Here is a 26,260-nt window from a genome sequence, read left to right as displayed (position 1 = left end):
ATCTATCACCTCTAGTAGTAAGTGCTAATTTTATTTTCAAGAATATCTTTTAATTTTATTTTATAAAGAAAAAAGACTGTAGACAAACTCGAAATTTTCGAGTTTGTCTACAGTCTGAAAGTTAGAAGGATAATGTAGTTTATCCTTCTAACTTTTATTTAGTCTTTTTAATTCATCTAACCTTGAATCTACTCTAGATAAATATTTTTCATTACCTGATTCCTTTGGTTTATAATACTTTTTATTTATTAATTTATCCGGCAAGTATTGTTGTTTAACCCACGAATTTGGATAATCATGAGGATATTTATAACCTACTCCATGCCCTAATTTAGCCGCCCCATCATAATGAGAATCTTTTAAATGAGCTGGTATTTCACCAACCATACCATGCTTAACATCCTCTATAGCCTCGTCTAAGGCTTTATATGCGCTGTTTGACTTCGGAGACAAACATTGCTCAATAACAATATTCGCAAGTGGGATACGAGCTTCTGGAAGTCCTAAGCGCTCTACTGCATCAACTACAGCAACGGTTTTCATACCGATATCAGGGGCTGCTAAGGAAATATCTTCATAAGCTATTACAATTAACCTCCTACAAATAGAAGTCAAATCCCCACCTTCTAATAACCTTGCTAGATAATGTAGTGCTGCTGAAACGTCACTACCTCTTATTGATTTCTGGAAACTAGAGAGCAACGAATAATAGATGTCCCCGTTCCTATCATGTGAAAACCCTTTCCCCTTTACACAATCTTTTACAACTTCTATATCAACATTTATCGGTTCTAGACTACTTTCAATTGACGCATGGACTACTTCTTCAAGAACAGTTAAAGCAGAACGAGCGTCTCCTCCTGTACTCGATGCTATAACATTTATTGACTCTTCTGAGATATTAATCTCCATTCGTCCTAAGCCTCTTTCTTCATCCTTCAAGGCTCTATACAATAATTCCTTGAGGTCGTCTGAACTTAGTAGCTTCAATTCTTTAATTTGACCACATCTACTTCTAATCGCTGGATTCACATCATGAAATGGATTTTCTGTCGTTGCTCCAATAAGAGTAATTAAACCTCTCTCTACATGCGGTAATAAATAGTCCTGCTGTGCTTTGTTAAACCTGTGTACCTCATCCACAAACAGTATTAATTTCCCTTCCTGTTTGGCAATATGTACTGCATCTTCAATATCTTTTTTACCAGCAGTAGTTGCATTAATTGCTTCAAACGGCGTCTTTATGGTTCCTGCTATTGCTTTAGCAATTGAAGTTTTCCCTACACCCGGAGGACCATATAGTAACATTGATGGAACATAATCATTCTTTATCATTTTATATAAAGCAGTTCCTTTACCTAATAAATGTTTTTGTCCAACAACTTCATCTATATTCTGAGGTCTCATTCTGTATGGTAAAGGCTCTTTAATAAATGCATCAAATAACAAAATAATCCCCCTTCTTTAATATTTGTATTTAAAATTCTGGTTCAATACTAGAATCTGTTCTTGATATTGATCTAAAAGCACATGCAGTGAAGGGCGGCGACTCCTGCGGGAATAGCTTGAGCTGAAGACCCCGCAGACGAGCATTTGCGAGTCGAGGAGGCTGAAGCCAAGCCCGCGGAAAGCGTCCGCCCGTAACGGAATGTGCGGTCAAGTACATATTTTGGTGAAGAGCCATAATTCTTTTATAAACTATTTTTTATTTTATCAAATATTGAACATGAAATAAAAAATATTATCTACATCTTATGTTCCTATTTAATATCAGTTAATTTTCTTTCTGTTAAAAACTAATCATACGCTATATAAGGCTTCAGAGTTATTTTATCTCTAAATTTTATTTTTTTATCAAAAATATTAATATAAATGCAGCCCTTTATTACTTAGCCCACTTACTCGAATCCGGTGATTTAGTGGCGGTTTGTAGAAGATTACTCGTAATGGCGTATGAAGATATTGGTCTTGCTAACCCTGCTGTTGGTGCACATGTCACAGCAGCCACAGATGCCGCACAGCGACTCGGGATGCCAGAAGCACGTATTCCACTTGCAACAGCCGTTGTCGAGATGTGCTTAAGTGACAAATCCAACTCTGCCTATAAAGCACTTGATGCAGCTATTCAGTCCATACACGAAGGTCACGTAGGGGATATTCCAAATCATTTAAAAGATGCCCATTATGCGGGCGCCTCTATGCTTGGTCATACAGGCTACAAGTATCCACACGATACACCCATCGGTACATTTGGCGGCTGGACTAACCAACAATATTTACCTGATCATTTAATGGATACGGAGTTTTATCAACCGGTTATCGCCGGGGAAGAAAAACGTATGGCGGCTATTTATGAAAAGTTAAAATCCTTTAAAAAATGAGAAGCTCAGAGTAGAGCTCCTCATTTTTTAATATGGAATTTCGACACAGCCTGTGCAAGTGTCCCAATCACAAGCGAGCTCCGTTCTGTATCGTAACGTGCTTGCTGTGTTAAATCGCTCATTGTTTTCATTGCATCCTCTACAGCCCCTACTACACGCACATTTTGCTCACTACTTGCAGCAATATTTTGCATAATATCTCGCATTTCATCTGTGCCATTTGCCCGTCCATTCGTTCCTGCTGACATCGCATATAACACTTCTTTCACCACTTGAATGTATTGCGCTCCCTGCTCTACCTCATCACTGTTTGTTCGAATGGCTTGTTCAATGAGTGTCGAACTATTTTCAATCAATTTTAATGTTTCGTCAATTTCTTCTGTTGCTGTTTTCGTTTGATTTGCTAGCTTTCGAATTTCATCTGCTACAACCGCAAACCCTTTACCGTGTTCCCCTGCCCGTGCCGCTTCAATCGATGCATTTAGTGCAAGTAAATTTGTTTGTTCCGCAATCGCATTAATCGAAATGACTACTTTACTAATGCTGGCAGATGAATCTGTAAATGTAGACGTTAAAGCAATCGTATTTTTCACTTTTTGTACGATGTCATTCATTTTATTGTTAATGCCTTCTACTTGTTGTTGTGCTTCGGTTAATTGTTCAACGGAGACTGCTTCCATTTCATCCATCCTCATCGAAATGTGATCTATCGTTGTCATAGCTTCTCGTACATCTTGTAATTGTCTTTCAATGGCACTGAGCATTTCATTCATTTGATTCATCACATGCATAGCGTGCAACTCAACGTTTGACGTACGTTCCCGTAGTTGCTGATTCGTTCGCTGTACATCACTAGATGAGATTTGCACTTTTACCATTAAACTTGCTTGCGTATCAACAAAATTATTCACCCAACGTCCCATCTCACCTGTTTCGTCATTGGATAACATATTTTTATCTATACGAATCGTTAAATCGCCCTCACCTTCTGCAATTTTTTGAATCATACCTGTTACACGATTGATCCGTTCAGTAATGGGTTTAATTTGATGATGCATAAAGTAATATGTACTACCTAATCCGTATAGTAGATTAATGCCTAGCACAGCTAGTGGCGAAATAAACTGAAAGGCCGTTAACATTTGAAATAGCAAAATATTTATCAGCATAAATACAGTAAAGCTAGTCCCTAGTCGAAGACCGATGGAACGTGTGCGGTATACTTCCTCTAAATCCGCCTCACACATCATCCCCCACACATCAGGGCTATGTGGCAGTTGGAATGTAACACCTTTACCAATGACCGGAATATGGCGATAATCTGAATAGCCTGGAAACGCAACAAATAAATTGGAGCCATTTTTAATCGTGTTCGCTACCCCCGGATGCAATTGTTTTGTTGCGGGGGCTGTGAAGCGAATTTCAAATTCTGTATGACGCTTTATTTTGACGATGCCCCATTCTTTTGTATGGACACCTGTCTTTAAATTTTCCCCAAGGGTAAACGTTTCATCTTCAAAACGACTGCGAGAAAGAGCAATCCCTTCTTGAATGGTAGGATCTAAATTTGATTTTGTCATAAATAGATAATTATCACCCGAGTCTGGATAAATATGTCCTGCCTCCCGCTGAATTAAATCAGATATGACGTCATTTGGTACACGGGCTGCCAGTATATACGCTAATTGTTGATGTTTAAAGATTGGTTGTAAAAATAGGAGTGTCACTTCATCATGAAATTTTGAACTGCGAGGACCGATATGCAATGTAAGTGCATCGATAAACGGACCGTATAAAAGTGGTTTTCCTGTTTGCCATACCGTTTGAATCGCTTTCTGGTAAACAGGCGTAGTAGCTGTATTGTAGCATTTGCCAATATGCTCAGGATAGCTTGAAGCAAACACTTCACTATCGCGATTAATTAAAAAAAGCTCCGTAAAATAGGAACTGCGATTTTTAGATTGTATTAAAAAAGAAGCCAATTGTTCTGGAAATTCATCATAGCGAATCATTTCTTCCGCGCGTGAATCAAGCGATACCCAGCGATCCATTGTCCACGAATGTAATAAACGAACTCGCGTTTTTGCAATACTTTCAAAAATCTCCTCTTTTATCGCTTTCGTCTGTTTATTTAATGTATATGACCACCAAAGTGGTAAGCCTTCTTTAAAATCCAACCATCCAAATAGACTCATAGAAACTCCCCCTCTTATCCAATTCAATACAACTTTTCACACATGTATAATGTAAATTGTAGGCAACATATACAACGTTTTCAATGCTAAACATCGTTGTGTTATGTACTGATTCTAGAGGGTTTAAGTCATTTCCACTTACTACAGTTCACCAAAATAAAAATAAAAATTTTTTTCTCCCTCACATCTATACGGTACATAAATCCTATTAATCATCCACCGTTGAAATAAGGGAATTATATTTTTCTAAAATAAAAACTGTCCATTCAATGAGGACAGTTTAAAATATATTATTATAGCGTTTTTATATAATCATAAAAGTTTTGTAAGCATTCTGTTAATGGATACGAAACCTTTTCGACTGCGTAGTTACCATTCGAAATTTGCTGCAAGCTTTTATTAATTTCTTCAAATAGCTCTTCGTTTTCTTCAAATTGCTTATTCGGTAAAATCTTTGCGGCTACTGCATAAGCTCTCGCAATATCACTTCGAGTTGCTTCATCTAAATCTGATACAATATGTTGTTTAGCGAGGCCGTTAAAGTATACTAAACGGGCTGATATATCCATAAACAACACCCAGTAAGGGTTACTGTTTGGTATAGCACCACCATTGCTATCTACATGTACTTCAAAATATTCCCTAACTTGTGCATAGAGCATGTGCAGATTTTCCTGTGCTTTTCGCCAATTTTGCGTCGTATCTACATAATCAAAAACTGTACGATCTAGCTTTTCCTGTAAATCCGCTAAGTTTAAAATCTTATTTGTTACTTGAATACTCATCACCATTCTCTTTCCCCCTTCAAATCCCCTAAGTATACATTTTGTACACACAATTAACTATATCAAAAAAAATTTCTAGATAATTCAAAAATTATAATTAACAGAAAATATGCGATATTTGTGTAAAATTTTGTATAAATGAAAGGATGACATTTATCCCTATATTCGAAATTTTTTTATTAGGAATATCTAGACATGCTCTGCTAGCCTATAAACATACTTTGGATATAGCTTCGCTTCGATTAATGCCTGCTCACTTTTCTGTAACAAATCTGCGATTCCCATTACCGTAATATCCTGTCCATCAAAGCATTTGACTGATTTGTTTGAACTGTAAAATTGCCACGTCAAACTACTCATCCACTCATTCATATTTGATTTTCTTTTTTCTACAAAAAAATACTTTTGCTTCAATACTTCTGCAAGCTGAAAAAAGCCTTCACTTAACTCGTAATTTTTCTGTTTAAAATTATAGGTCGGTTCTACTACATAGTTCGTATCATATATGTGTACAACGTCTAATACCTCATCTAACGCGATTTCAACCGAACAAACTTCATCTAGTAAATTTAACCCTTTATATTCCATCTCACTTAATTGCACTTTTTACCTACCTCACTTATTCAATAAAATTGTTTTTATAATCATAACATCCTATTATATCATACGAATTTTAGCGAACGATTTTCCGTGACAATCAAGAAAATTTAATATATAAAAGAGAAAATATAGTAAATTATTATTTCGTTAAACTATTAAGAAAAATAATAGGGGGAATTCATCATGGAAGCGAAAGGATTACATGGGAAAGATTTAATAGAGAAAAATACTATATTAATGCTTGTCTATGGATTAGCCGCCAATTTAGGTGCCATTGCTCAACTCATCCTTGGTCGTCCGATCGGTATTGCTTTATCTTTATTTATTCCTGCACTCATTACTTTAGGGATTTACGTTTTACAACGGAAAGTTGAAAAAATACGCCCCCTTTTCCCTTTTGTAGTATGTATTGCTGGGACCGTTACAACATACGGAGCAATTGTTACAAATCATGTAACGCTCGCTACAATCGTACTTAGCTTCTTCGTGCTAATTATCAGTACTATACACGGAAAGTATTCTGTACTTGCTGCAGGCTATATTGGTTCTACAATCGGTTTAATTTTCAACTTCACGCTTGATACAAAAGGATTTGCGGTAGACCCTGCGAATGTATTTGTGACGCAAGCATTAATGACACTGGCCATCGCGCTTCAAGTACGACAAAGCAAGCGTCTATTTCACAATATTGAAGAACTCATGATTGATGCCCATGAAAAAGCTCAGAAAGAAGAAGATCTCCATACTCACCTTGATGCTGCTGTGCAAACGATGACAGCGAAGCTAGAGCTCATTATTGAAGGTACAAATACCGCCTGTATTGCACAGCAAAATATGATGAATGCCGTTCAAGAAGTGAGTATTGGTGCTCATCGTCAAACGGAACATGTCCAAGAAATTGTGCAAAATACACAAGCCACAACAAATGAAATTGAACAAATGGTCAACCAGCTAGAGCAAATTGTGGAGGAAGCAGAAGGGGCAAGTGCTAATGCATCAAACGGGGCAAAAGCAATGCATACGATGAAGCATGAAATGGATGCATTTACAGCATTTTTCAATCAACTGCATACCACTTTTATTGCGCTTTCAAGTACGATTAACGAAACGAATCACTTTGCTACGGATATCAAAAAAATAACGGAACAAACAAACCTGCTTGCACTAAATGCTTCCATTGAAGCAGCTCGTGCTGGTGAACACGGGAAAGGATTTGCCGTTGTAGCAGAAGAAATTCGGAAATTAGCACAAATGACAGCCCAAACACTCATTAAAATTGACAACAATTTAAATAATGTAAATAGCTATAATCAAGATGCATTACAAAAATTGCAAAATGGACTAGATCAGATTAAGATGCAAGTAACCGTCACAGATGAAGTCAATCGTACATTTAGCGAGTTATTTCATGCCATGAAAAAATTACAACTTGATTTAGAGAAGTTCTCTAAAGCGACAACAGAAATTGAAGTAAACAGTAAATCGATTCAAATGAGCACAAATGAGTTTGCAGCCATTATTGAAGAAAGCTCCCAAGCTGTAGATCAACTAAACACGATGCTACAAAAAGTCAATGACGAACAGCAAATCATCACTAAAAATATCGAAGAAACTTACCACAATGCTTTAAGTATTACAGGAAGTTAACGAAAAAGTAGCGATCTGCCTTATGCAAATCGCTACTTTTCAATAGAAAGCAGACTGATAGCTATCATCTAATAAAAAATTTAACTAAACCTTTTGAAACAGCGCTATCCTTGTACACGTGTAATTTTTATATCTTTTACAATTTGGTTAATGACCCAGCTCGCAGCAATTAACCCCGCAACAGATGGGACAAATGCATTGGATGACGGCGGCATTTTCGCTTTACGAATATCCGCATTAGGATTTCCTACTGTTTCCACTACATCTGGGCGAACAACAATCGGCGATTCATCCGAAAAGACAACCGTTACGCCTTTTTTAATGCCCTCTTTTTTCAGTTTTGTCCGAATAATTTTGGCAAGTGGGTCCGTATGTGTTTTGGAAATATCGGCGATTTTAAAACGCGTTGGGTCCATTTTGTTTGCGGCGCCCATACTCGAAATCATCGGAATACCGCGCTGTAAACATTCCTTCATAATATGAATTTTGTACATCACTGTATCTGATGCATCAATAACATAGTCAATCCCTTGTGCAAAGAACTGTTCATATGTTTCCTCTGTATAAAACATATGCATATCAATCACTTCACAATCAGGGTTAATATCAGCAATACGCTCTTTCATGACAGCTGATTTCGATTTACCGACTGTCGAAAGATAAGCAACGAGCTGACGATTAACATTCGTAATATCAACATTGTCCTTATCTACTAAAATGATTCGGCCAACTCCACTGCGGGCACAAGCCTCTGCAGCAAATGATCCAACACCTCCGACACCTAAAATGGCTACTGTCGTATTTTTTAATTTTTCAAGTCCTTCTTGACCAATCGCTAACTCATTTCGTGAAAATTGATGTAACATGTGGAAACCTCTCACTCCATTTATTTTGAAAGTTATTTGAAAACGCTTTGTTAATAAGTACTATTGTACATACATTGAAACAAAAGTGCTTATCGATTGCCTCAATCTTTATTATTCTACTCGGAATTATACACACTAACGATTCGTCCTGCAACAAAAAATAAAAACCCTTCTACTATTTGTAGAAGAGTGAACAATTATTTGTATAGACAAACCCTAAATGTGCCGTTCTATATAATATCGTCTTGAACCCACTCTTTAGCAGGGAGGTGTCCTCACTCTTACTTTAAACGTCCCGCTCCAATGGGGCATGTTTGCCACAAGAAAATATCGAACTCCCAATTATCTTATGTTCGGTCAAAACTGATAGGTATTATTTAAAAACGTACACTTTAGGGCTGTTATTGTTATTTTATCATCATTAATCTGAATTTTCAAACTAAAAAAATCAAAAAAACTTAAAAATTATTAAACACGTATTTGTTTACATAGTGACAAATCTTTGCTCATAAATTAAAAGGACTTGCACAAGGCAAGTCCTTTTGCTTTATCGTTTAACGGCTGTAACACGTAAGTTTAATTCTTCAAGTTGTGCATCTGATACGTTTGACGGAGCAGATGTTAGTAAACAGCTTGCTGTCGCCGTTTTCGGGAATGCAATTGTGTCGCGTAAGTTTGTGCGACCTGCTAGTAACATCACAAATCGGTCAAGACCGAATGCTAAACCGCCGTGTGGAGGCACGCCGTATTCAAATGCTTCTAGTAAGAAACCGAATTGCTCGCGTGCTTCTTCCTCTGTAAAGCCTAAAAGCTTGAACATTTTGTTTTGTAGCTCTGGCTCATAAATACGTAAAGAACCACCACCAAGCTCATAACCGTTTAACACGATATCGTAAGCTTGTGCACGCACTGCTGCTGGGTTTGTATCCATTAGCTCAAGATCTTCATCGAATGGACGCGTGAATGGGTGGTGCGCCGCATAGTAGCGCCCTTCTTCTTCGTCATATTCGAATAATGGCCAATCGACAATCCATAAAAATGCAAATTGAGATTCATCAATTAACTCTAATTCTTTCCCTAATTTTAAACGAAGTGCGCCTAATGCATCTGCCACAATGTTTGCTTTATCTGCACCGAATAATAATAAGTCGCCTGCTTCAGCACCCATACGCTCGATTAACTTGTCAGCCATTTCACCTTCGAAGAATTTCGCGATTGGTCCGTTTAAGCCTTCGTCTGTTACTTTTAACCAAGCAAGACCTTTTGCTTTATAAATGGCAACAAACTCACCAAGTGCATCGATATCTTTACGAGAGAATTTCTCCGCTGCACCTTTTACGTTGATTGCCTTTACTTCGCCGCCTGCTTCAATTGCACCAGTGAATACTTTGAAGCTAGAGTCTTTCACAATATCAGAAAGCTGTACTAATTCTAAGCCGAAACGTACGTCTGGCTTATCTGAACCGAAACGATCCATCGCTTCTTTGTAGCTCATACGTGGGAATGGTGCTGTTACGTCTACACCTTTCACATCTTTCATAACCGCTTGAATTAAGCGCTCGTTCATCTCAATGATTTCATCCATCGTCATAAATGATGTTTCAATATCGACTTGTGTGAACTCTGGTTGACGATCCGCACGTAAATCTTCGTCGCGGAAACAGCGTGCGATTTGGAAGTATTTTTCGAAACCAGATACCATTAATAATTGCTTAAATAGCTGTGGTGATTGTGGTAACGCATAAAATTCACCATCGTGTACACGAGAAGGGACTAAATAGTCACGTGCTCCTTCTGGTGTTGATTTTGTTAAAATTGGTGTTTCCACTTCTAAAAAGCCTTCTTTTTGTAAGAAGTTACGGATTGTTACCGTTACGTCCGAACGCATTTTGAATGTGTCAAACATCACTGGACGACGTAAATCTAAATAACGATATTTTAAACGTAAGTCTTCTGCTACCTCTACGCGATTTTCAATTGCAAACGGTGGGTTTTTTGCTTCATTAATAATCGTTAAAGAATCCGCAAGAACTTCAATTTCACCTGTTTTAATATTTTTGTTTACTTGTGCATCGTCACGAAGCACGACTTTCCCTGTTACTTCGATGACGTATTCGTTACGTACTTTATCTGCTACTTCAAGTGCGTCTTTTGCTTGATCACCAAAAACGACTTGTACGATGCCCGTACGGTCACGCATATCTACAAAAATCAGTCCGCCTAAATCACGACGTCGTTGTACCCATCCTTTTAATACTACTTCTTGACCATGGTGAGCAGCTGTTACTTCACCACAAGCATGTGTGCGTTGTGCCATTACTATTCCTCCAAAACTTCTATCTATTTTTGTAAATACGTAACTAATTCATTAAAAGCAACCTTTTCTTGATTACCTGTTGCCATTTCTTTTACATTGACTGCTTGCTCCTCAAGCTCTGCGTCTCCTAGTACGATGACATACTTTGCTCCTTGACGATCTGCTGTCTTCATTTGTGCTTTCATTTTGCGGTCCGCATATTCCATATCTGCTGAAATACCGTTTGCACGGAATTGGCTCACTAGCTCGATGGCTTTCACTTTTGCCTCGTCCCCCATTACGACGACATACATATCAAGGGCTTCGTTCGTTTCAAGCGCTACCCCTTCTGCTTCAAGTGCTAATAGTAAACGTTCGATGGATAATGCAAAGCCGATGCCCGGTACATCTGGTCCACCGATATCTTCAACTAAACCATTGTAGCGTCCACCACCGCAAAGTGTTGTAATCGCACCGAAGCCACTTGCTGTAGACATAATTTCAAATGCTGTGTGATTGTAATAGTCTAAGCCACGTACTAAATTCGGATCGACTTCATATGGAATCCCTAAAAGATTTAAGTAATTTTTCACTTTCGCAAAATATGCAGCCGAATCAGCTGTTAAGTAATCTGTTAAAGCAGGAGCTGTTGCCATTAATGGATGCTCACGATCTACTTTACAATCTAAAATACGTAAAGGGTTTTTCTCTAAGCGCTTTTGACAATCAGAACAGAACTCCCCAATAGATGGCTCAAAGTGATTGATTAGCGCTGTGCGGTGTGCGTCACGCGTCTCTTTGTCCCCTAATGAGTTAATGACTAATTTTAAATCTTTTAACCCTACTTTTTTGTAAATGTCCATCGCAAAAGCAATGACTTCTGCATCGATTGCTGGGTCTGCTGAGCCAATTGCTTCCACCCCAAACTGCACGAATTGACGATAACGACCCGCTTGCTGACGCTCATAGCGGAACATTGGCCCCATATAAGAAAGCTTCACGGGTTGATCTGGCTGACCAAACATTTTGTGCTCCACGTAAGAACGAACAGCAGCAGCCGTTCCCTCTGGGCGTAAAGTTAATGAACGTCCTCCACGATCCTCAAATGTGTACATTTCTTTTTGTACAATATCCGTTGTATCGCCAACACCACGTTGAAATAATTCGGTTGACTCAAAAATCGGTGTACGAATTTCTTTGTATCGGTACACATGGCAAAGTTCACGTAAAACCTCTTCTACTTTCTGCCATTTTTCTGATTGACCTGGTAAAATATCTTGTGTTCCACGAGGTACTTTAAAGCTCATGTATGACACTTCCTTTCTCTCCATTATTAAACGAAAATAAAAAAGCTTCCGCCCCTTGCGTATTTGCAAGGGACGAAAGCTTGTTACTTCCGCGGTTCCACCCTAGTTGATGCGTATGCATCCACCTCATAATCGGATAACGGCCGATTCCGTTTTTCCCTAATAAGCAAACCGTTCAGGAAAAAGCCTCCCAAGTGTTATTCGCATCATACATACTGTAGGAAAATTTGCAGCCTAGGATTTTCCCTCTCTTGTCAGTAGCGGTATTTACTACTTGCTTGATCGTTAGCATTTCGTTTTAGATTATACATAATCTTAATGTCGAGTAAAGTTCTTGTCAACTGTTTTTTAGTAAGACATAGTCCAACAGTACGAATGTAGTAGGAATATCGTATCTTCTTTCTCCATAAATTCATGCCTTAATGACTGCCTATACGCCAAAAAAACTATAGATTTTACTATATCATTGCTTTTAAAATAGATATAATATGATTCGTTAAAGAACTACATATGTGGGATTATTTTCTCATCCTCAAAAAATTATTCTCTCGAGAGGAGGCATCTTATGAGAAAAACAGTTCAATTGCTGATTGCGCTTGTACTTATTGTGTCCATATCTATGCCAAAGCTTTCAAATGCTGCAAGCGACGATTTAGTCGTCACTGGAAAAATCCTAAATTTACGTGAAGGTCCAGGGTTATCTTATCCAATTTTAGATGAATTAAAAGAGGGCGATACACTTTCTACCATTGAAAAGTCAGGCGACTGGATCCATGTCAAATCAGGAAATACGGAGGGCTGGGTTGCTAGCTGGTTAACGCAGCCACTTACCGAAAAAGAAAGTGCAGAAACGTCCAAAATAATCGTCTCACAGGTGGATCATTTGAATGTTCGAGCTGAACCATCTCTTTCTGCAGCAGTATTAGCCCAACTCTTTTTAGGGAATGAAGCGAATTACATAAAGTCAGAAAATGATTGGATTCAAATTCAATTTGGCACGGTAACAGGTTGGGTATCTTCTCAATATATAACAGTAAAAGATCATGTTGTAGAAAGTAATGCATCACCTGTGACATCAACTTCAAAAGAAAATGTATTTACAGTCACAGTCGATGCCGTAAATGTACGGAAAAAGGCTGATTTAACATCGAAACGAATTGGCGTAGCCTATAACGGTGAGCAATTTACCGTGCTCGACCAAGCACAAAACTGGGTGCAAATTCAATATGCAGATAAAACGAAAGGTTGGATTTATAGCTTTTACGGTACATTTTCGACGAACAAAAGCTCTTCCTCATCAAATGGACAAACTTCTGATGAAAGTGTAACAATTCTTCATGAAGGGACTAACTTACGTGAAGAAGCTTCCACCTCAGCTGCCATTGTCCATCGTGCAAACGTAGGAGAAACATACCCTATTCTCTCTACAGAGGGCGATTGGTATAAAATTGCGCTGAAAGATGGACAAGCAGCCTTCGTGGCAAACTGGGTTGTCTCGTTAACTAATACGGTTCAACCTGTATCGTCTACAAAAAAAGATAGTAGTGACCGAAAAAAAGGCACATTAAGAGGACTAACAATCGTCATTGACCCCGGTCACGGTGGAAATGACCACGGAACAACAGGCGTTCGTGGAACAGATGAAAAGGAAATTACGTTAAAAACAGCCGAACTTTTAAAATCCAAACTACGAGCGGCAGGTGCGGATGTAGTCCTTACACGTGAATCCGATGTTTATGTCGATTTGCGAAAGCGTGTAGCAATGGGACATCAAGTAGAGGCAGATGCTTTTATTAGTATTCATTATGATGCAACGGAAAATAGCTCTGTTTCAGGTGTAACAACGTATTACATGAATAGCTATCAAAAACAATTAGCTGAATACGTACATGCGGGTCTATCAAAGAAAGTATCGATTCGTGACCGTGGTGTCCAGCCAGGAAATTATTTAGTATTGCGTGAAAATAGGCAAGAAGCCATTTTGATAGAGCTAGGCTTTTTAAGTAACCCAAGTGAAGAACGTAGCATTACAACAGACTACTATCGTGAACAAGCTACACTAGGCATTTATCAAGGTATACTAAACTACTTTGATGCACAATTATAACTCTAAATGAGCAAAATGCATCCTAAAAATACCATTTAAATAGTGAAAGGTTTGTATCATAGCCTCCGCGCTTTGCCACAGCCTACACAGGAGCTAAAACAGGCATGGCCTGTTTGGATCTCCTGTTCCGGCTCCTGTGGCTATGGCGCGCTACGGCAAAAGTCAATGCTTCTCGATGTGCTAGAAAAATAGTTCTCTTATCTAAAAGAAATCATTTTCTTTCTATTTGCAAGTGTAATTACCCAGCCTCTACCGTCATGAATGAGCATCTTTCTTTATTTTTAGCCAAGTGTGTTGATTAACAAAATATTCCCTTTATAGAAGCGTATTTTTACGCAAAACGTAATCAAAAATGACTTGCCAGTTGATTGAAGCGGAATCGGCGAGACTCCTACGGGAATAGCATGAGCTGAAGACCCCGCAGGAGCGAGGTACGAGCGACGAGGAGGCTGAAGCCATGCCCGTGGAAAGCGAGCCGAATGGAGCGGAAATCAACGGTTACTCAACTGGTAATATATGTTTAGAGATTTGCTCGTTATGAGTTATAATAAAAAAAAAGAATCCGCTCGCTTTCTAAATGAAAGCGGTGCAGATTCTTTTCTTTATATGAGCCATGAACCTACTTTTTACATATTTGATAATAACCTTTTCGCAATCATTTGGAACTCTTCTGGTCCAATACCTGGTGCAAATTGTTCAGGCAAATCATCTAAATCTGGCATTTTCCCACCCTCAGGTATACCTTCCACGACGATGAGCGGTGCGTTTGTCGTTGGGTGACAACCTTTCCAAATCTTATCAATATCCTTGTAATCTCCCTCATAATTCCATGTGAATAAGACATTACCGTACCCACGATCCTCATACTTTCGTGCCGCATCAAAAACCCGGTTATCGAGATCTGGAATAGGTAGCATCTTGGTCACATCGACCCCTGTTGCCATTTCAAGCGCTCTTGCATAAGCAACAATATGTGTACCACCTCTGACTAATAAATAACCAATCATTTCACGGGCTACAGGGTGATCGGTCATTTCATATACTCGCATTTTATGGGTACGTGCTCCGCATTCTAAAAAGAAATTATGCAATAAATCGAGTACTAAATTGCCACTTGAAAATACATTTTCCCCCGTCCACGCCTTTCCCATCGAATCGACTGGGAGTGAGGCTTGCGCTGCTGCAATAAAACTTTGTGTATTACGCATATTTTTAGCATTTTGTAGTGGCGTTAAATCCGGTGGTGCTGTAAAGGAACTACTTTTATTGAGTAAATTAATCGTTGTTGAAACGAGCTCAACATGCCCAAATTCCTCAGCAGTAATACTTGCGACTAGGTCATAAAAAGGCTTTAATTTTTTCTTTCCACGGAAGTTAAACGATTGATACATGTAATTATTTAATGTAGACATCTCACCAAATTTACCACCTAGTAACTCTTGTACGGCACTTGCAGCATTCGCATCACCATATTCGACATTCGGTAAATCAATCGCTAAACGATTGACACGTTGAAACATAAAAAAACACCTCCGTCTTGTCTCTGTGTAACATATGACAAGCCGAAAGTGCTTATACGTATTAATTTGAAACCCTAGCTAGCGTAATCCAAACAATTTCATCCATTCGAATAAAGAATGGTGTTTTGCAAATTTCAATAACGATATGATCAGGTAATACGGACGTCAGAACGCCCTGCTGAATATTGTTCCCTGTTTGCACGACAATTGGTTGCCTCATTAAACCTTTTAACGTCTCAAATAAGTATGGATTGGATACTTGCATCGATTGATTCCCCCTACCCCTTCAAATATACTCTCACTTTCATTGTATGAAGGGATATAGGAAAAGTTTACTTGGCAGAATCGATGACAATGGTTACTGGTCCATCATTGATCAGTGCAACATCCATCATAGCACCAAAAACACCTGTCTCAACATGTAAACCATATGCTCTTAAGGCTTCATTAAACGCATCCCACATCGGCTTTGCTTGTTCGGGACGTGCCGCCTCGATAAAGCTTGGTCGTCTCCCTTTTTTCGTGTCCCCATACAATGTGAACTGTGAAACAGATAAAATAGCACCACTCGTTTCTAAAATAGAGTGGTTCATCTTCCCTTCTTCATCTTCCCATAAACGAAGTTCCGCTACTTTTTTTGCACAATAAGCAATATCTTCCGGTGTATCTGTATGTGTAATACCTACTAATAAAACATATCCTTTATCAATCGCACCTGTCGCTTCTCCATCTACTGTGACCGATGCTTGTTTTGATCGTTGAATCACAACTTTCATCTTTCGTACCTTCTATCTTTTTTTAATCACTAATATTAGTTTTAAGCAAGTCTAATTAATAACACGTTGGACCGAATAAATGTCCGGTAGTTGTTTGATGCGGTCGACTACTTTATGTAGTCCTGTTATGTTCGTAATGGATATCGTTAAGTGAATTGTGGCAATTTTGTCACGATCCGCGCGACCCGATACGGCTAAAATGTTTGTTTTTGCATCACTTACTGCCATCATGACATCATTTAAAATGCCTGGTCGATCGAATGCAGAAATTTCAATATCTACTGGATATTCTTTGCGCTCTGCTCTACCATTTTCCCATTCCACTTCAATTAAGCGGTCGGCATTTTCATCTTCTTGAATATTTGGACAATCTGCTCGGTGTACAGAAACACCGCGACCTTTTGTGATAAAACCAACAATGTCATCCCCAGGAACCGGTGTACAACAGCGTGATAAGCGAATTAATAAATTATCAATGCCTTTCACGACAACGCCTGTTTCTGTTCGTTTTTGCTGAACTGGTTTCGCCATTTCTTTTGCAATCTTTTCAAGCGCTTCCTCATGTTCACGCTCTCTACGCATTTTTTCAGCCAAACGATTCACAATTTGTTGCGCTGTAATACCGCCCACTCCCACGGCAGCGTATAAATCATCTTCATGTGTATAATTGAGTTTTTCAATGACCCGTTTAATATTTTCTGTCGTTAATACTTCTTTTAAATCAAACTCTTGAGCTTTAATTTCTTTTTCAACTAAGTCGCGACCTTTAACGACATTTTCTTCACGTAAGTTTTTCTTGAAGAACTGCTTAATTTTATGTTTCGCTTGTGAGCTTTGAGCAATTTTAATCCAATCACGGCTTGGACCGAATGATTGTTTGGATGTTAGTACTTCTACAATATCGCCTGTTTTAAGCGGTGTATCAAGTGGAACCATTTTGCCGTTTACCTTCGCACCAATTGTCTTGTTCCCGACCTCTGAGTGTACACGGTACGCAAAATCGATCGGTACTGAACCAGCTGGCAGTTCAACGACGTCACCTTTTGGCGTAAAAACATAGACCATATCGGAGAATAAATCAAATTTTAAAGATTCCATGAATTCTTCTGCATTGGATGATTCATTTTGAAACTCTAAAATTTCACGGAACCACGTTAATTTTTGGTCAATGCTTTCACGTTTGTTTTCAACGTTTTTGCCTTCTTTATAAGCCCAGTGTGCTGCAATCCCATACTCAGCAATTTTATGCATTTCCTTTGTACGAATTTGTACCTCTAGCGGATCACCATATGGACCAATGACTGTTGTATGCAAGGACTGATAAAGATTTTGCTTCGGCATCGCAATATAATCTTTAAAACGACCAGGCATCGGCTTCCAGAGCGTATGAACAATGCCAATGACAGCGTAGCAATCTTTAATGCTATCAACTAAAATACGGACTGCTAGCAAATCATAAATCTCATTAAACTGCTTTCTTTGCAACGCCATTTTACGATAAATCGAGTAAATATGCTTTGGTCGTCCGTAAATATCTGCATCGATTTCAACATCCGCAAGCTGCGATTTAATTTCATCGATGACATTATCTAAATACGCCTCACGCTCATTGCGCTTTTTTTTCATTAGACTAACGATACGGTAATATTGTTGTGGATTTAAATAGCGGAGCGCTGTATCTTCAAGCTCCCACTTTACCGTACTAATCCCTAAACGATGCGCAAGTGGTGCGAAAATTTCGAGCGTCTCTTTTGAAATACGACGTTGTTTTTCTGCTGGTAAATGCTTTAGCGTCCGCATATTGTGCAGACGGTCTGCCAGTTTAATTAAAATAACGCGTATATCTTGTGCCATGGCCACAAACATTTTTCGGTGATTTTCGGCTTGTTGCTCTTCTTTCGACATATATTTAATTTTCCCGAGCTTCGTTACACCATCAACGAGCATCGCGACTTCTTCATTGAATGCACTTACTAAATCTTCACGTGTTACCGCTGTATCCTCTACTACATCATGCAAAAATCCAGCAGCAACCGTTTCCGGATCCATTTGTAAATCCGCTAAAATCCCTGCTACTTGCACAGGATGTATAATATAAGGCTCTCCCGAACTACGGAATTGCTCTTTATGTGCTTCCTTCGCTACTTCATATGCTTTTACAACAAAAGCAACGTGCTCATCATTCATATACGATTTAACGAGCTCGAAAACATCTTCGGGCGCTAAAATTTGTTCTTTCGCCATAATTTGTCCACCTTATCCCGATTTTTTTCTCTATTAAGTATCATAACTTTAATTGTATAAAATAGTCGTACAAATTGTAAAGACATACTAGTGTATACTTCACTGCAATAATAATATATGGAAATTCAGTGAAATTGAAACATTTTTATGGAATTTTCTTGTTTATTTATAATGAGCAAATCATTAAACATATATCACCATCTAAATAACCGTTGCTTTCCGCTCCGGCACTCGCTTTCCACGGGCGAGCATCAAGCCTCCTCGTCGCTCATCCTTCGCTCCTGCGGGGTCTTGCTTGTCTCGCTTTTCCCGTAGGAGTCTCGTGCCTCCGCTACAAGCAACTAGTGTTACATAAAATAATCGGTTGCTCAAAAATAATGAAAGATTCTCATTAATTACGGTAGAGACCGGGCGATGATATACACAAATTGAAAGAAAATGATTTCTTTAAGAGGTGCAATACCAAAATATGTTGTTGATTAAAAGACAGAGCTCTAAAAGCGCATGGAGTGAAGGGCGGTAAGTGTAAGTAATAACATCTACTTTTCGCCGTAGAGCATATAGCTTCCTACGGGATATAAGAACAAAAGATAAGGCCGCTACTTCACGAGTCCGATGCCTTTGTGAGCAACATCATGTTACCCTGAGCTGAAGCCAAGCTCAGGGTAAGTGTCCATCCGTAAAGGTATGTGCAATTAATTACATATTTTATTGAAAATTCCCTTAAGATAATAAGTAAAATCCATTTTCAAAACATTAAGAAGTAGTGACTTTTTCGCCGTAGCGCGCCATAGCCACAGGAGCCGGAACAGGAGATCCAAACAGGCCAGGCCTGTTTTAGCTCCTGTGTAGGCTGTGGCAAAGCGCGGAGGCTACGATTACGCTTTCATTTAATATCTTTTACTATTTAACTGGTACTTTTAGGGTGTATTTTCGCTCATTAAGAGTTTTTTATTAAAAAAGCAGTCTCAACCTGAAAGAGACTGCTTTTGCGATTAGTATTGGATTAATGTTTTCACTGGGTATTTGCCGATTTTTTCGCGACCTTGTAGCTCTAATAATTCAATTAAAAATGCACACCCTACCACTTCTCCGCCTAATTGCTCAATTAAGCGAATCGTTGCTTCTACTGTGCCACCTGTTGCAAGCAAATCATCACAGATTAACACTTTTTGACCTGGTTTTACAGCATCTTTATGCATCGTTAATGTGTCCGTTCCATATTCTAAGCCGTAATCAGCCGTAATGACTTCACGTGGCAATTTTCCTGGCTTACGTACTGGAGCAAAGCCAATTTCAAGTGCATAAGCAACAGGACAGCCGATAATGAAACCACGTGCTTCTGGACCAACAATAATTTCTGCACCTACTTCTTTTGCATAAGCAACGATTTGATCGGTTGCGTATTTGTAAGCGGGACCGTTATCCATAATCGTTGTAATATCTTTGAAGCTGATGCCTTCCTTTGGCCAGTTATCAACTGTTGTTACATATTGCTTTAAATCCATTATTTTTCCTCCTTGAGGGTTTAGCCCTTCATTCGTTCATTGAACCAATTTTTCAGCTCTGTATATGTAGCATATAAAAGCTTTTGCTCTAATTCTAATTGTGCTGAACGCATTTTATATGACGGTGCCTCTTCTAATGCTTGTTTTGGTGCATTTTCGACAACAGTCGTCAAACCATCCTCTATTTTAACAAATCCCAGCTCAAAAAACACCTTTGTCATAAACTTAATTACATCAATATTTAGTCCAATATGTTGCGATAATTGTTCAATATGCGCTTTTAAGTTAAATGTCGGACGTTTTTTCAAAAATGCATAATACCAACTAAAGTGCTGTCGAGTAGGCATCCCATTGAAATACTGTGAATTCGCTGTATAAAAATGGACATAAATGCGTTTGAATTGCTTTTCTTTCAACATGTTTTCTAGTAATTCTACATTTACGGGTAAATCAAGAATCACAATATAAGGACCAAGCTGTTGATACGCTGTTTCATTTTCGATTAAGTGAATGGCATGCTGGATTACAGCTTCATACTGACTGATTGTCTGCTGTTGGAACGCGACAAAATCAACTTGCTCAACTGGTAACTTCGATAACCAATTGGCCGCTTGACTTTTCCCTCGATAATCATATAATTGCCATTCTTCCGTCTGCACATCCTCGATCATAAATTGCGGCTTTTTGATGCCTTGCCATTCGTTTATTTGCAAATCTCCGACAAACGAGACTTGTACATCATAGGAAATTTCATTAAACAAATACCCTTTGCCAAATCCAATAGCATCCACTTTCCCATACGCATCTTCAAGTTCCATTTTTAAATGGTTTTCTTGCGTACCAATCCGACGCATTGACGCCACATTCATTTTTTCTAACGCAAATACTGGCTTTGCAAACTCTGTACCAAATGGGCCGAGCTTACGAACTTCTTCAATTGCTTCGATGGACACTTCACTTAAATCAACGGGTACATCAATATAAAGTTTTGGTACAAGCTGCTCTTCCGTTAACACCGCTGTTGCCTGTTGATGAAGACGTGTACGCAATTCATCGACATGCTCAAGTGGCAACGTCATACCAGCCGCCATCGGATGCCCACCAAAATGCGGTAAAATATCACGGTTTTTCGCTAGCTCATCATATAAATGAAAACCTTCGATACTACGAGCAGAACCTTTCGCTGTTCCTTTTTCTTGATCAAGTGAAAGTACAATCGTTGGCTTATAGTATTTCCCCACAAGCTTGGATGCAACAATTCCTACAACACCGGCGTTCCATCCCTCTTTTGCTACGACTAATACAAGGCTATTTTTAATGGCTTCGTCACATTCAATCATCACCATGGCCTCTTCTGTCATCGTACTCACGATTTCTTTTCGCTCATCGTTTTTCTGATTGAGTAATTTCGCTAATGCGTCTGCTTGTTGTTTTGTTTCACTCATTAAAAACTGAACTCCAGGCATTGCGTCACCTAGGCGACCAATGGCATTGAGACGTGGTCCAAAATAAAAGCCAATCGACTCCTCATTGATTTCTTTTTGCTTTACACCTGACGCCTCACATATTGCTTTTACCCACGGACTTTGTGAAGTGTGCAGTGCTTCAATGCCGCGCTTGACGAAATATCGATTTTCCCCTTTTAACGGTACTAAGTCGGCAATCGTCCCAATGGCAACCAATTCAAATAACTGATCCGGTACTTCACCATATAAAGCATGAGCAAGCTTAAACGCAACCCCTACACCAGCAAGCTCTCCGAATGGATAATGCCCTTCTGGTACACGAGGATGCAAAATGACGTCTGCTGGTGGCAACACATCGCCTGCCTCATGATGATCGGTCACAATCACATCCATTCCAAGCTCTTTCGCTACACGAATCGGTTCAATCCCGCTAATCCCATTATCGACTGTAATAATTAACTTTACGCCATTTTCATACGCCTGGCGGAATAATTCTTCATGTGGACCATATCCGTGTGTGAAACGATTCGGAATCATAAAATCGACATCTGCGCCTAAATCCAATAATACATTAAGCATAACCGTCGTACTTGTGATGCCATCGCTATCATAGTCACCATATACTACTATTTTTTCGCCTTCTTCAAGCGCTTGATTGATACGTGCTACTGCCTGTTCCATCCCATGCATGGCAAACGGGTCGTGAAAATGACGTTCATCGGTTTGAAGCAGTGATACTGCTTGCTCCTCTGATGTACAGCCACGAGCTACTAAAATTTTTGCTGCAATTGCTGAAATCCCTAGATTTTTTTGTAACTGTTGCACTACATGTGCGTTCGGACGTTGCACAATCCATTTTTTTGCTGATTCTATCATTCTTTCACTTCCTTTATGATGTCCATTATAGCGGTTTTTTATTTTAAATAGGGGAAATATGAATAGATTGTGATTAGAAAAACATCCCTCACCTTAAAATTGTTGTAGATGGATTTAGCGCTTTTTAAAATATGTACTCGTAATGAGCAAAAATGAATCCTAAAAATACCTGGTAAATAGTAAAAGATATTAAACGAAAGTATAATCGTAGCCTCCGCGCTTTGCCACAGCCTACACAGGAGCTAAAACAGGCGTGGCCTGTTTGGATCTCCTGTTACGGCTCCTGTGGCTATGGCGCGCTACGGCAAAAGTCAATGCTTCTCGATATGCTAGAAAAATATTTCTCTTCTTTAAAAGAAATCATTTTCTTTCCGTTTGCACGTATAATCGCCCAACCTTTACTTTCGTCAATGAGAATTTTTCATTATTTTTGAGCAGCTAATTATTATATTGAACAATAGTTGCTTGTAGCGCAGACACGAGACTCCTACGGGAAAAGCGAGACAATCAAGACCCCGCAGGAGCGAAGCATGAGCGACGAGGAGGCTTGATCTCGCCCGTGGAAAGCGAGTGCCGGAGCGGAAAGCAACGGTTACTCAGAGGGGAATATATATTTTAGAATTTGCTCGTTATAAGTATGTATATAACCTTTTCAATCATAAAAAAAGCGGTAAAATCCTATAAACTAGATTTTACCGCACCGTATAATCTTCTATCTACACGATTTCACTTTAAAAACGGGTTGTGATAATCACGGTCCAATTGCTCTTGCATCTTTGTCATTTGTAATTTTAAGCTAATATACTCGGCATTTTTTTCTGTTAATTTGCGATCCATTGTGTGTAGCTCGTTTTTTAGCTGATTCAGTTTATACTTCATTGCGAACAGACGAACAGCTGAAAAACAGGCTGACATCAACATCCCGATCAATGCTGAACCTAATACAATAAAAATTAATGGCCACTCTGCTTTCCCAAATACATAATTCACAGATACCTTTTCTATATTAACGTAAGCAAATACGGCAATTATAAGAGCAAAAAGAAGTCCCGCTAATATGGTCCATTGTATCTTCATAAAAACGCTCCCCTCCTTCATCTATATGCATATCTATTCACTCAATATGTAATGATAAAAAGAAAAAAGTGTGCCAGGAAACAATCCTGACACACTTTACTACGTATTATACAACTGGCTCGTCTGAACCCCATTGTTTTTTCTCTTTTTTCACAACTGCTGTACCTTTTTTGCTCATTTCACGTGATTTTAATGTGTACCAAATTTGAGCAGCGATACAAATTGATGAATACATACCTGTCACTAAACCAATTAATAACGCAATCGAGAAGTTTTGAATAGACGGAGCACCTAATGCAATTAACGCAATAACAACGATAATAACCGTTAATACGGTATTCACAGAACGCCCCATTGTTTGACGAAGTGATTTATTAACAATTAACGCTAAATCCTCTTTCGTCGTAATTTTTTCTGAACGATTGACATTTTCACGAATACGGTCAAACGTTACAATTGTGTCATTAATGGAGTAACCGACAATCGTTAAAACAGCAGCGATAAATGTAATGTCTACTTCTAAACGTAAGAAACTGAAAACTGCGACAATGAAGAAGACATCATGTAGTAAGGAAACAACAGCCCCTAGACCCATACGCCATTCAAAGCGAACCGCTACATAGATAATAATACCCACTGCAGCAATCAATAATGCCTTAATTGCATTTTTTACAAGCTCCTTCCCTACTGTTGGCGATACGGTGCTGACATTTGGCTCATGACCATGATCTTCTAGCACTTGTGCTTTGAAATCTAAAATTTCTTTTTGTGTAAAGTCTGTTTTATAACGTGCCACAGCCACATTTTGTTCCTCACCTGAAATGACTACATCTTCAGTTGGGTGACCGATTGAATCTAAATAAGTAACCATCTCTTCTTTTGTGACAGCTTGATTTGTTTCAATATCTACTCGAGTACCACTTGAGAAATCAATGCCTAGATTTAAACGATACATCCCGATAATAGCAGAACCAACTAATAAAATAATCAACGAGAATGCGTAGAATTTTTTACGGTTCTTCACAAAATCAAGGCGATCAAATTTCGTTGTTAAATCGAGTGTATTGATATTTTCTTCTGGCTTATGTTGCTTCGATTTCGCAATACCAAACCAAGCAGGATTATTGAAATAACCGCTATTTACGAGCAAGCCTTGTAGGATACGAGAACCCCATACCGCCGTAACGAATGATAATAAAATCGTAATGATTAACATCGTTGCGAACCCTTTAACCGAGCTTGTACCAAATACGAATAACACAACAGCTGCTAATAACGTCGTTAACTGTGCATCAATAATAGCTGATAACGATTGTTTTGAGCCAAGTTGATAAGCCTCTTTTACTGTACGTCCTACACGTAATTCTTCGCGAATACGTTCTGCTGTTAAAATGTTGGCATCTACAGCCATCCCAATACCAAGTACGATGGCAGCAATCCCTGGCAATGTTAGTACGGCATTAATGCCATTAAATACAGCTAATACTAAATACGTAAAGACTGCTAATGTAATAATCGAAATAAAACCTGGTAATCGGTAGTACAATAACATAAATACAAAAATGATTAAGACACCGACAATTCCTGCAAATACTGTATCATTGAGTGCATCTTTCCCGAACTGTGCACCGACTGAGGTAGAGTAAATTTCTGTTAATTTAACAGGTAATGAACCTGAGTTTAAAATACTTTCTAGCGTTTTCGTTTCTTCTACAGTAAAGTTTCCTGAAATTTGAACATCTGTTGAATCAATGACTTGTGAAACCGTAGCTGCTGATGCATACTTTGGTTCAATGCCTTGAGACATTTTTTCCACTTCAGCTGCGTATGAATCTACACCTTCTTCAAAGTCTAACCATACAACTAATAAATTTTCGCCAGCAGGACGTGAAGCAAGTTCACGTGTTACTTTAGCAAATTTATTTGCATCTTTTAATTTTAATGTTACGATTGGTTGATTTTGCTGGTCAAATGCCGAAGCAGCACCGCCCTCTTTTAAATCTGTCCCATCAAGTAATACGTTATCGTTCACATCACGGAACGTTAACTCCGCCGTACTTGATAATAGCTCACGAGCGGATGACTGATCATCTAAGCCGGCAAGTTGTACCCGGATACGGTCTTCTCCCTCTACTTGAATGCTTGGCTCACTCACACCAAATCGGTTAATACGATCACCTAAAGCGGTTGTCGTATCAGTCAATATTTTTTCTGTAACATCCTGTCCGTCCAGTGTATCGACTTCATAAAGTACTTCAAAGCCGCCTTGTAAATCTAGGCCTAGTTTTACGTCTTTTAAAATACCTTGTACCGTTGTACCCATACCTGCGAATAGTAGCCCTACGACAAGTATAAAGGTCAGGATACGGTTTGCTAATTTCATCTGTAAATCCTCCTCAAAATGCATGCTGACGCACACGAGAAAGAGCGCAAAATGATTTGCGCTCTTTCTTTTACTTATGTAGCAAATATTACTGCTAAGCTATACTTTTCCCTTCACCTCACTATTCCAAAAATAAGAATAGCGGTGTTGATTAACAGAAAAATTTGTAAAAGAAACGTGCAATAAGCTTATTATGAAATAGGTCGCGTTCGCTGTCAAATGAACA

At 38.8% G+C, this 26,260-nt stretch carries 17 protein-coding genes, 1 other RNA gene, 1 pseudogene and 1 other annotated feature; of the genes and pseudogenes, 3 read left to right on the top strand and 16 right to left on the bottom strand.

Annotated features, from left to right (window positions below):
• Positions 1 to 147: 147 nt before the first annotated feature.
• The gene (locus AAGS61_RS19480; protein ID WP_391375926.1) at positions 148 to 1,407 is read right to left on the bottom strand and encodes a replication-associated recombination protein A; all 1,260 of its coding nucleotides are present in this window, start codon (positions 1,405 to 1,407) and stop codon (positions 148 to 150) included.
• Positions 1,408 to 1,868: 461 nt separating this feature from the next.
• Here AAGS61_RS19480 and AAGS61_RS19475 point away from each other — a divergent pair.
• Positions 1,869 to 2,381: pseudogene (locus AAGS61_RS19475) on the top strand (replication-associated recombination protein A); the annotation flags it as partial.
• A 20-nt stretch (positions 2,382 to 2,401) separates the two neighbouring features.
• Here AAGS61_RS19475 and AAGS61_RS19470 read toward each other — a convergent pair.
• The 3 genes from AAGS61_RS19470 to AAGS61_RS19460 form a co-directional block, all read right to left on the bottom strand.
• Positions 2,402 to 4,576, bottom strand: a complete 2,175-nt coding sequence (locus AAGS61_RS19470) for a methyl-accepting chemotaxis protein (RefSeq protein ID WP_391375920.1) — start codon at positions 4,574 to 4,576, stop codon at positions 2,402 to 2,404.
• Between the two features lie 293 nt (positions 4,577 to 4,869).
• Positions 4,870 to 5,367, bottom strand: a complete 498-nt coding sequence (locus AAGS61_RS19465; protein WP_391375917.1) for a hypothetical protein — start codon at positions 5,365 to 5,367, stop codon at positions 4,870 to 4,872.
• Between the two features lie 183 nt (positions 5,368 to 5,550).
• Positions 5,551 to 5,964, bottom strand: a complete 414-nt coding sequence (locus tag AAGS61_RS19460) for an aminopeptidase (RefSeq protein ID WP_391375914.1) — start codon at positions 5,962 to 5,964, stop codon at positions 5,551 to 5,553.
• 180 nt (positions 5,965 to 6,144) lie between these two features.
• On the opposite strand from AAGS61_RS19460, the gene AAGS61_RS19455 reads away from it, so the two are divergent.
• On the top strand, positions 6,145 to 7,608 hold the full coding sequence (locus tag AAGS61_RS19455) for a methyl-accepting chemotaxis protein (protein ID WP_391375911.1): 1,464 nt from the start codon (positions 6,145 to 6,147) through the stop codon (positions 7,606 to 7,608).
• Positions 7,609 to 7,712: 104 nt separating this feature from the next.
• Here AAGS61_RS19455 and AAGS61_RS19450 read toward each other — a convergent pair whose 3' ends face one another.
• The 4 genes from AAGS61_RS19450 to hisS all read right to left on the bottom strand — a co-directional run bounded on the left by AAGS61_RS19450 (position 7,713) and on the right by hisS (position 12,077).
• Entirely contained in the window at positions 7,713 to 8,474 is a 762-nt protein-coding gene (locus tag AAGS61_RS19450; RefSeq protein WP_391375908.1) for a tRNA threonylcarbamoyladenosine dehydratase, read from the bottom strand.
• Positions 8,475 to 8,683: 209 nt separating this feature from the next.
• Positions 8,684 to 8,876: non-coding RNA, 6S RNA (gene ssrS, locus AAGS61_RS19445), on the bottom strand.
• A gap of 145 nt (positions 8,877 to 9,021) precedes the next feature.
• Complete coding sequence (aspS, locus tag AAGS61_RS19440; RefSeq protein ID WP_391375905.1) at positions 9,022 to 10,791, bottom strand: aspartate--tRNA ligase; 1,770 nt, start codon at positions 10,789 to 10,791, stop codon at positions 9,022 to 9,024.
• Between the two features lie 23 nt (positions 10,792 to 10,814).
• Positions 10,815 to 12,077, bottom strand: coding sequence for a histidine--tRNA ligase (gene hisS, locus AAGS61_RS19435; RefSeq protein WP_391375902.1), 1,263 nt, complete (start codon positions 12,075 to 12,077; stop codon positions 10,815 to 10,817).
• Positions 12,078 to 12,142: 65 nt separating this feature from the next.
• Positions 12,143 to 12,372, bottom strand: a binding site (T-box leader).
• A 270-nt stretch (positions 12,373 to 12,642) separates the two neighbouring features.
• On the opposite strand from hisS, the gene AAGS61_RS19430 reads away from it, so the two are divergent.
• Complete coding sequence (locus AAGS61_RS19430) at positions 12,643 to 14,184, top strand: SH3 domain-containing protein (protein WP_391375899.1); 1,542 nt, start codon at positions 12,643 to 12,645, stop codon at positions 14,182 to 14,184.
• Between the two features lie 626 nt (positions 14,185 to 14,810).
• Here the strand turns inward: AAGS61_RS19430 and AAGS61_RS19425 are convergent.
• The 8 genes from AAGS61_RS19425 to secDF form a co-directional block, all read right to left on the bottom strand.
• Positions 14,811 to 15,704: a manganese catalase family protein gene (locus tag AAGS61_RS19425; protein ID WP_391375897.1), complete on the bottom strand. Its 894-nt coding sequence runs from the start codon at positions 15,702 to 15,704 to the stop codon at positions 14,811 to 14,813.
• A 61-nt stretch (positions 15,705 to 15,765) separates the two neighbouring features.
• Positions 15,766 to 15,969: a DUF2642 domain-containing protein gene (locus AAGS61_RS19420; protein WP_391375894.1), complete on the bottom strand. Its 204-nt coding sequence runs from the start codon at positions 15,967 to 15,969 to the stop codon at positions 15,766 to 15,768.
• Positions 15,970 to 16,036: 67 nt separating this feature from the next.
• Positions 16,037 to 16,480 (bottom strand): D-aminoacyl-tRNA deacylase, encoded by a 444-nt coding sequence (gene dtd / locus AAGS61_RS19415; RefSeq protein WP_391375891.1) that lies wholly within the window; start codon positions 16,478 to 16,480, stop codon positions 16,037 to 16,039.
• 51 nt (positions 16,481 to 16,531) lie between these two features.
• Entirely contained in the window at positions 16,532 to 18,724 is a 2,193-nt protein-coding gene (locus tag AAGS61_RS19410) for a RelA/SpoT family protein (protein ID WP_391375888.1), read from the bottom strand.
• Positions 18,725 to 19,719: 995 nt separating this feature from the next.
• Positions 19,720 to 20,232, bottom strand: coding sequence for an adenine phosphoribosyltransferase (locus AAGS61_RS19405; protein WP_391375885.1), 513 nt, complete (start codon positions 20,230 to 20,232; stop codon positions 19,720 to 19,722).
• A 20-nt stretch (positions 20,233 to 20,252) separates the two neighbouring features.
• Positions 20,253 to 22,574 (bottom strand): single-stranded-DNA-specific exonuclease RecJ, encoded by a 2,322-nt coding sequence (gene recJ, locus AAGS61_RS19400; RefSeq protein ID WP_391375882.1) that lies wholly within the window; start codon positions 22,572 to 22,574, stop codon positions 20,253 to 20,255.
• A gap of 726 nt (positions 22,575 to 23,300) precedes the next feature.
• Positions 23,301 to 23,651 carry a LapA family protein gene (locus AAGS61_RS19395; protein ID WP_391375880.1) on the bottom strand — a complete coding sequence of 117 codons (351 nt, stop codon included), beginning with the start codon at positions 23,649 to 23,651 and terminating at the stop codon, positions 23,301 to 23,303.
• A 106-nt stretch (positions 23,652 to 23,757) separates the two neighbouring features.
• Positions 23,758 to 26,034 (bottom strand): protein translocase subunit SecDF, encoded by a 2,277-nt coding sequence (secDF, locus tag AAGS61_RS19390; RefSeq protein WP_391375877.1) that lies wholly within the window; start codon positions 26,032 to 26,034, stop codon positions 23,758 to 23,760.
• Positions 26,035 to 26,260: the final 226 nt, after the last annotated feature.

The sequence above is a fragment of the Lysinibacillus sp. KU-BSD001 genome (assembly GCF_042920265.1).
In the GTDB taxonomy this organism is placed as follows: Bacteria; Bacillota; Bacilli; order Bacillales_A; family Planococcaceae; genus Lysinibacillus_B.
This window is presented reverse-complemented; position numbering and strand designations above follow the sequence as displayed.

Excerpts from the sequence above, each read along its gene's own strand:
- AAGS61_RS19480 (WP_391375926.1), bottom strand. The coding sequence starts at position 1,407 with ATGAGACCTCAGAATATAGATGAAGTTGTTGGACAAAAACATTTATTA.
- AAGS61_RS19470 (WP_391375920.1), bottom strand. The coding sequence starts at position 4,576 with ATGAGTCTATTTGGATGGTTGGATTTTAAAGAAGGCTTACCACTTTGG.
- AAGS61_RS19465 (WP_391375917.1), bottom strand. The coding sequence starts at position 5,367 with ATGGTGATGAGTATTCAAGTAACAAATAAGATTTTAAACTTAGCGGAT.
- AAGS61_RS19455 (WP_391375911.1), top strand. The coding sequence starts at position 6,145 with ATGGAAGCGAAAGGATTACATGGGAAAGATTTAATAGAGAAAAATACT.
- AAGS61_RS19450 (WP_391375908.1), bottom strand. The coding sequence starts at position 8,474 with ATGTTACATCAATTTTCACGAAATGAGTTAGCGATTGGTCAAGAAGGA.
- aspS (WP_391375905.1), bottom strand. The coding sequence starts at position 10,791 with ATGGCACAACGCACACATGCTTGTGGTGAAGTAACAGCTGCTCACCAT.
- hisS (WP_391375902.1), bottom strand. The coding sequence starts at position 12,077 with ATGAGCTTTAAAGTACCTCGTGGAACACAAGATATTTTACCAGGTCAA.
- AAGS61_RS19430 (WP_391375899.1), top strand. The coding sequence starts at position 12,643 with ATGAGAAAAACAGTTCAATTGCTGATTGCGCTTGTACTTATTGTGTCC.
- AAGS61_RS19425 (WP_391375897.1), bottom strand. The coding sequence starts at position 15,704 with ATGTTTCAACGTGTCAATCGTTTAGCGATTGATTTACCGAATGTCGAA.
- AAGS61_RS19420 (WP_391375894.1), bottom strand. The coding sequence starts at position 15,969 with ATGCAAGTATCCAATCCATACTTATTTGAGACGTTAAAAGGTTTAATG.
- dtd (WP_391375891.1), bottom strand. The coding sequence starts at position 16,480 with ATGAAAGTTGTGATTCAACGATCAAAACAAGCATCGGTCACAGTAGAT.
- AAGS61_RS19410 (WP_391375888.1), bottom strand. The coding sequence starts at position 18,724 with ATGGCGAAAGAACAAATTTTAGCGCCCGAAGATGTTTTCGAGCTCGTT.
- AAGS61_RS19405 (WP_391375885.1), bottom strand. The coding sequence starts at position 20,232 with ATGGATTTAAAGCAATATGTAACAACAGTTGATAACTGGCCAAAGGAA.
- recJ (WP_391375882.1), bottom strand. The coding sequence starts at position 22,574 with ATGATAGAATCAGCAAAAAAATGGATTGTGCAACGTCCGAACGCACAT.
- AAGS61_RS19395 (WP_391375880.1), bottom strand. The coding sequence starts at position 23,651 with ATGAAGATACAATGGACCATATTAGCGGGACTTCTTTTTGCTCTTATA.
- secDF (WP_391375877.1), bottom strand. The coding sequence starts at position 26,034 with ATGAAATTAGCAAACCGTATCCTGACCTTTATACTTGTCGTAGGGCTA.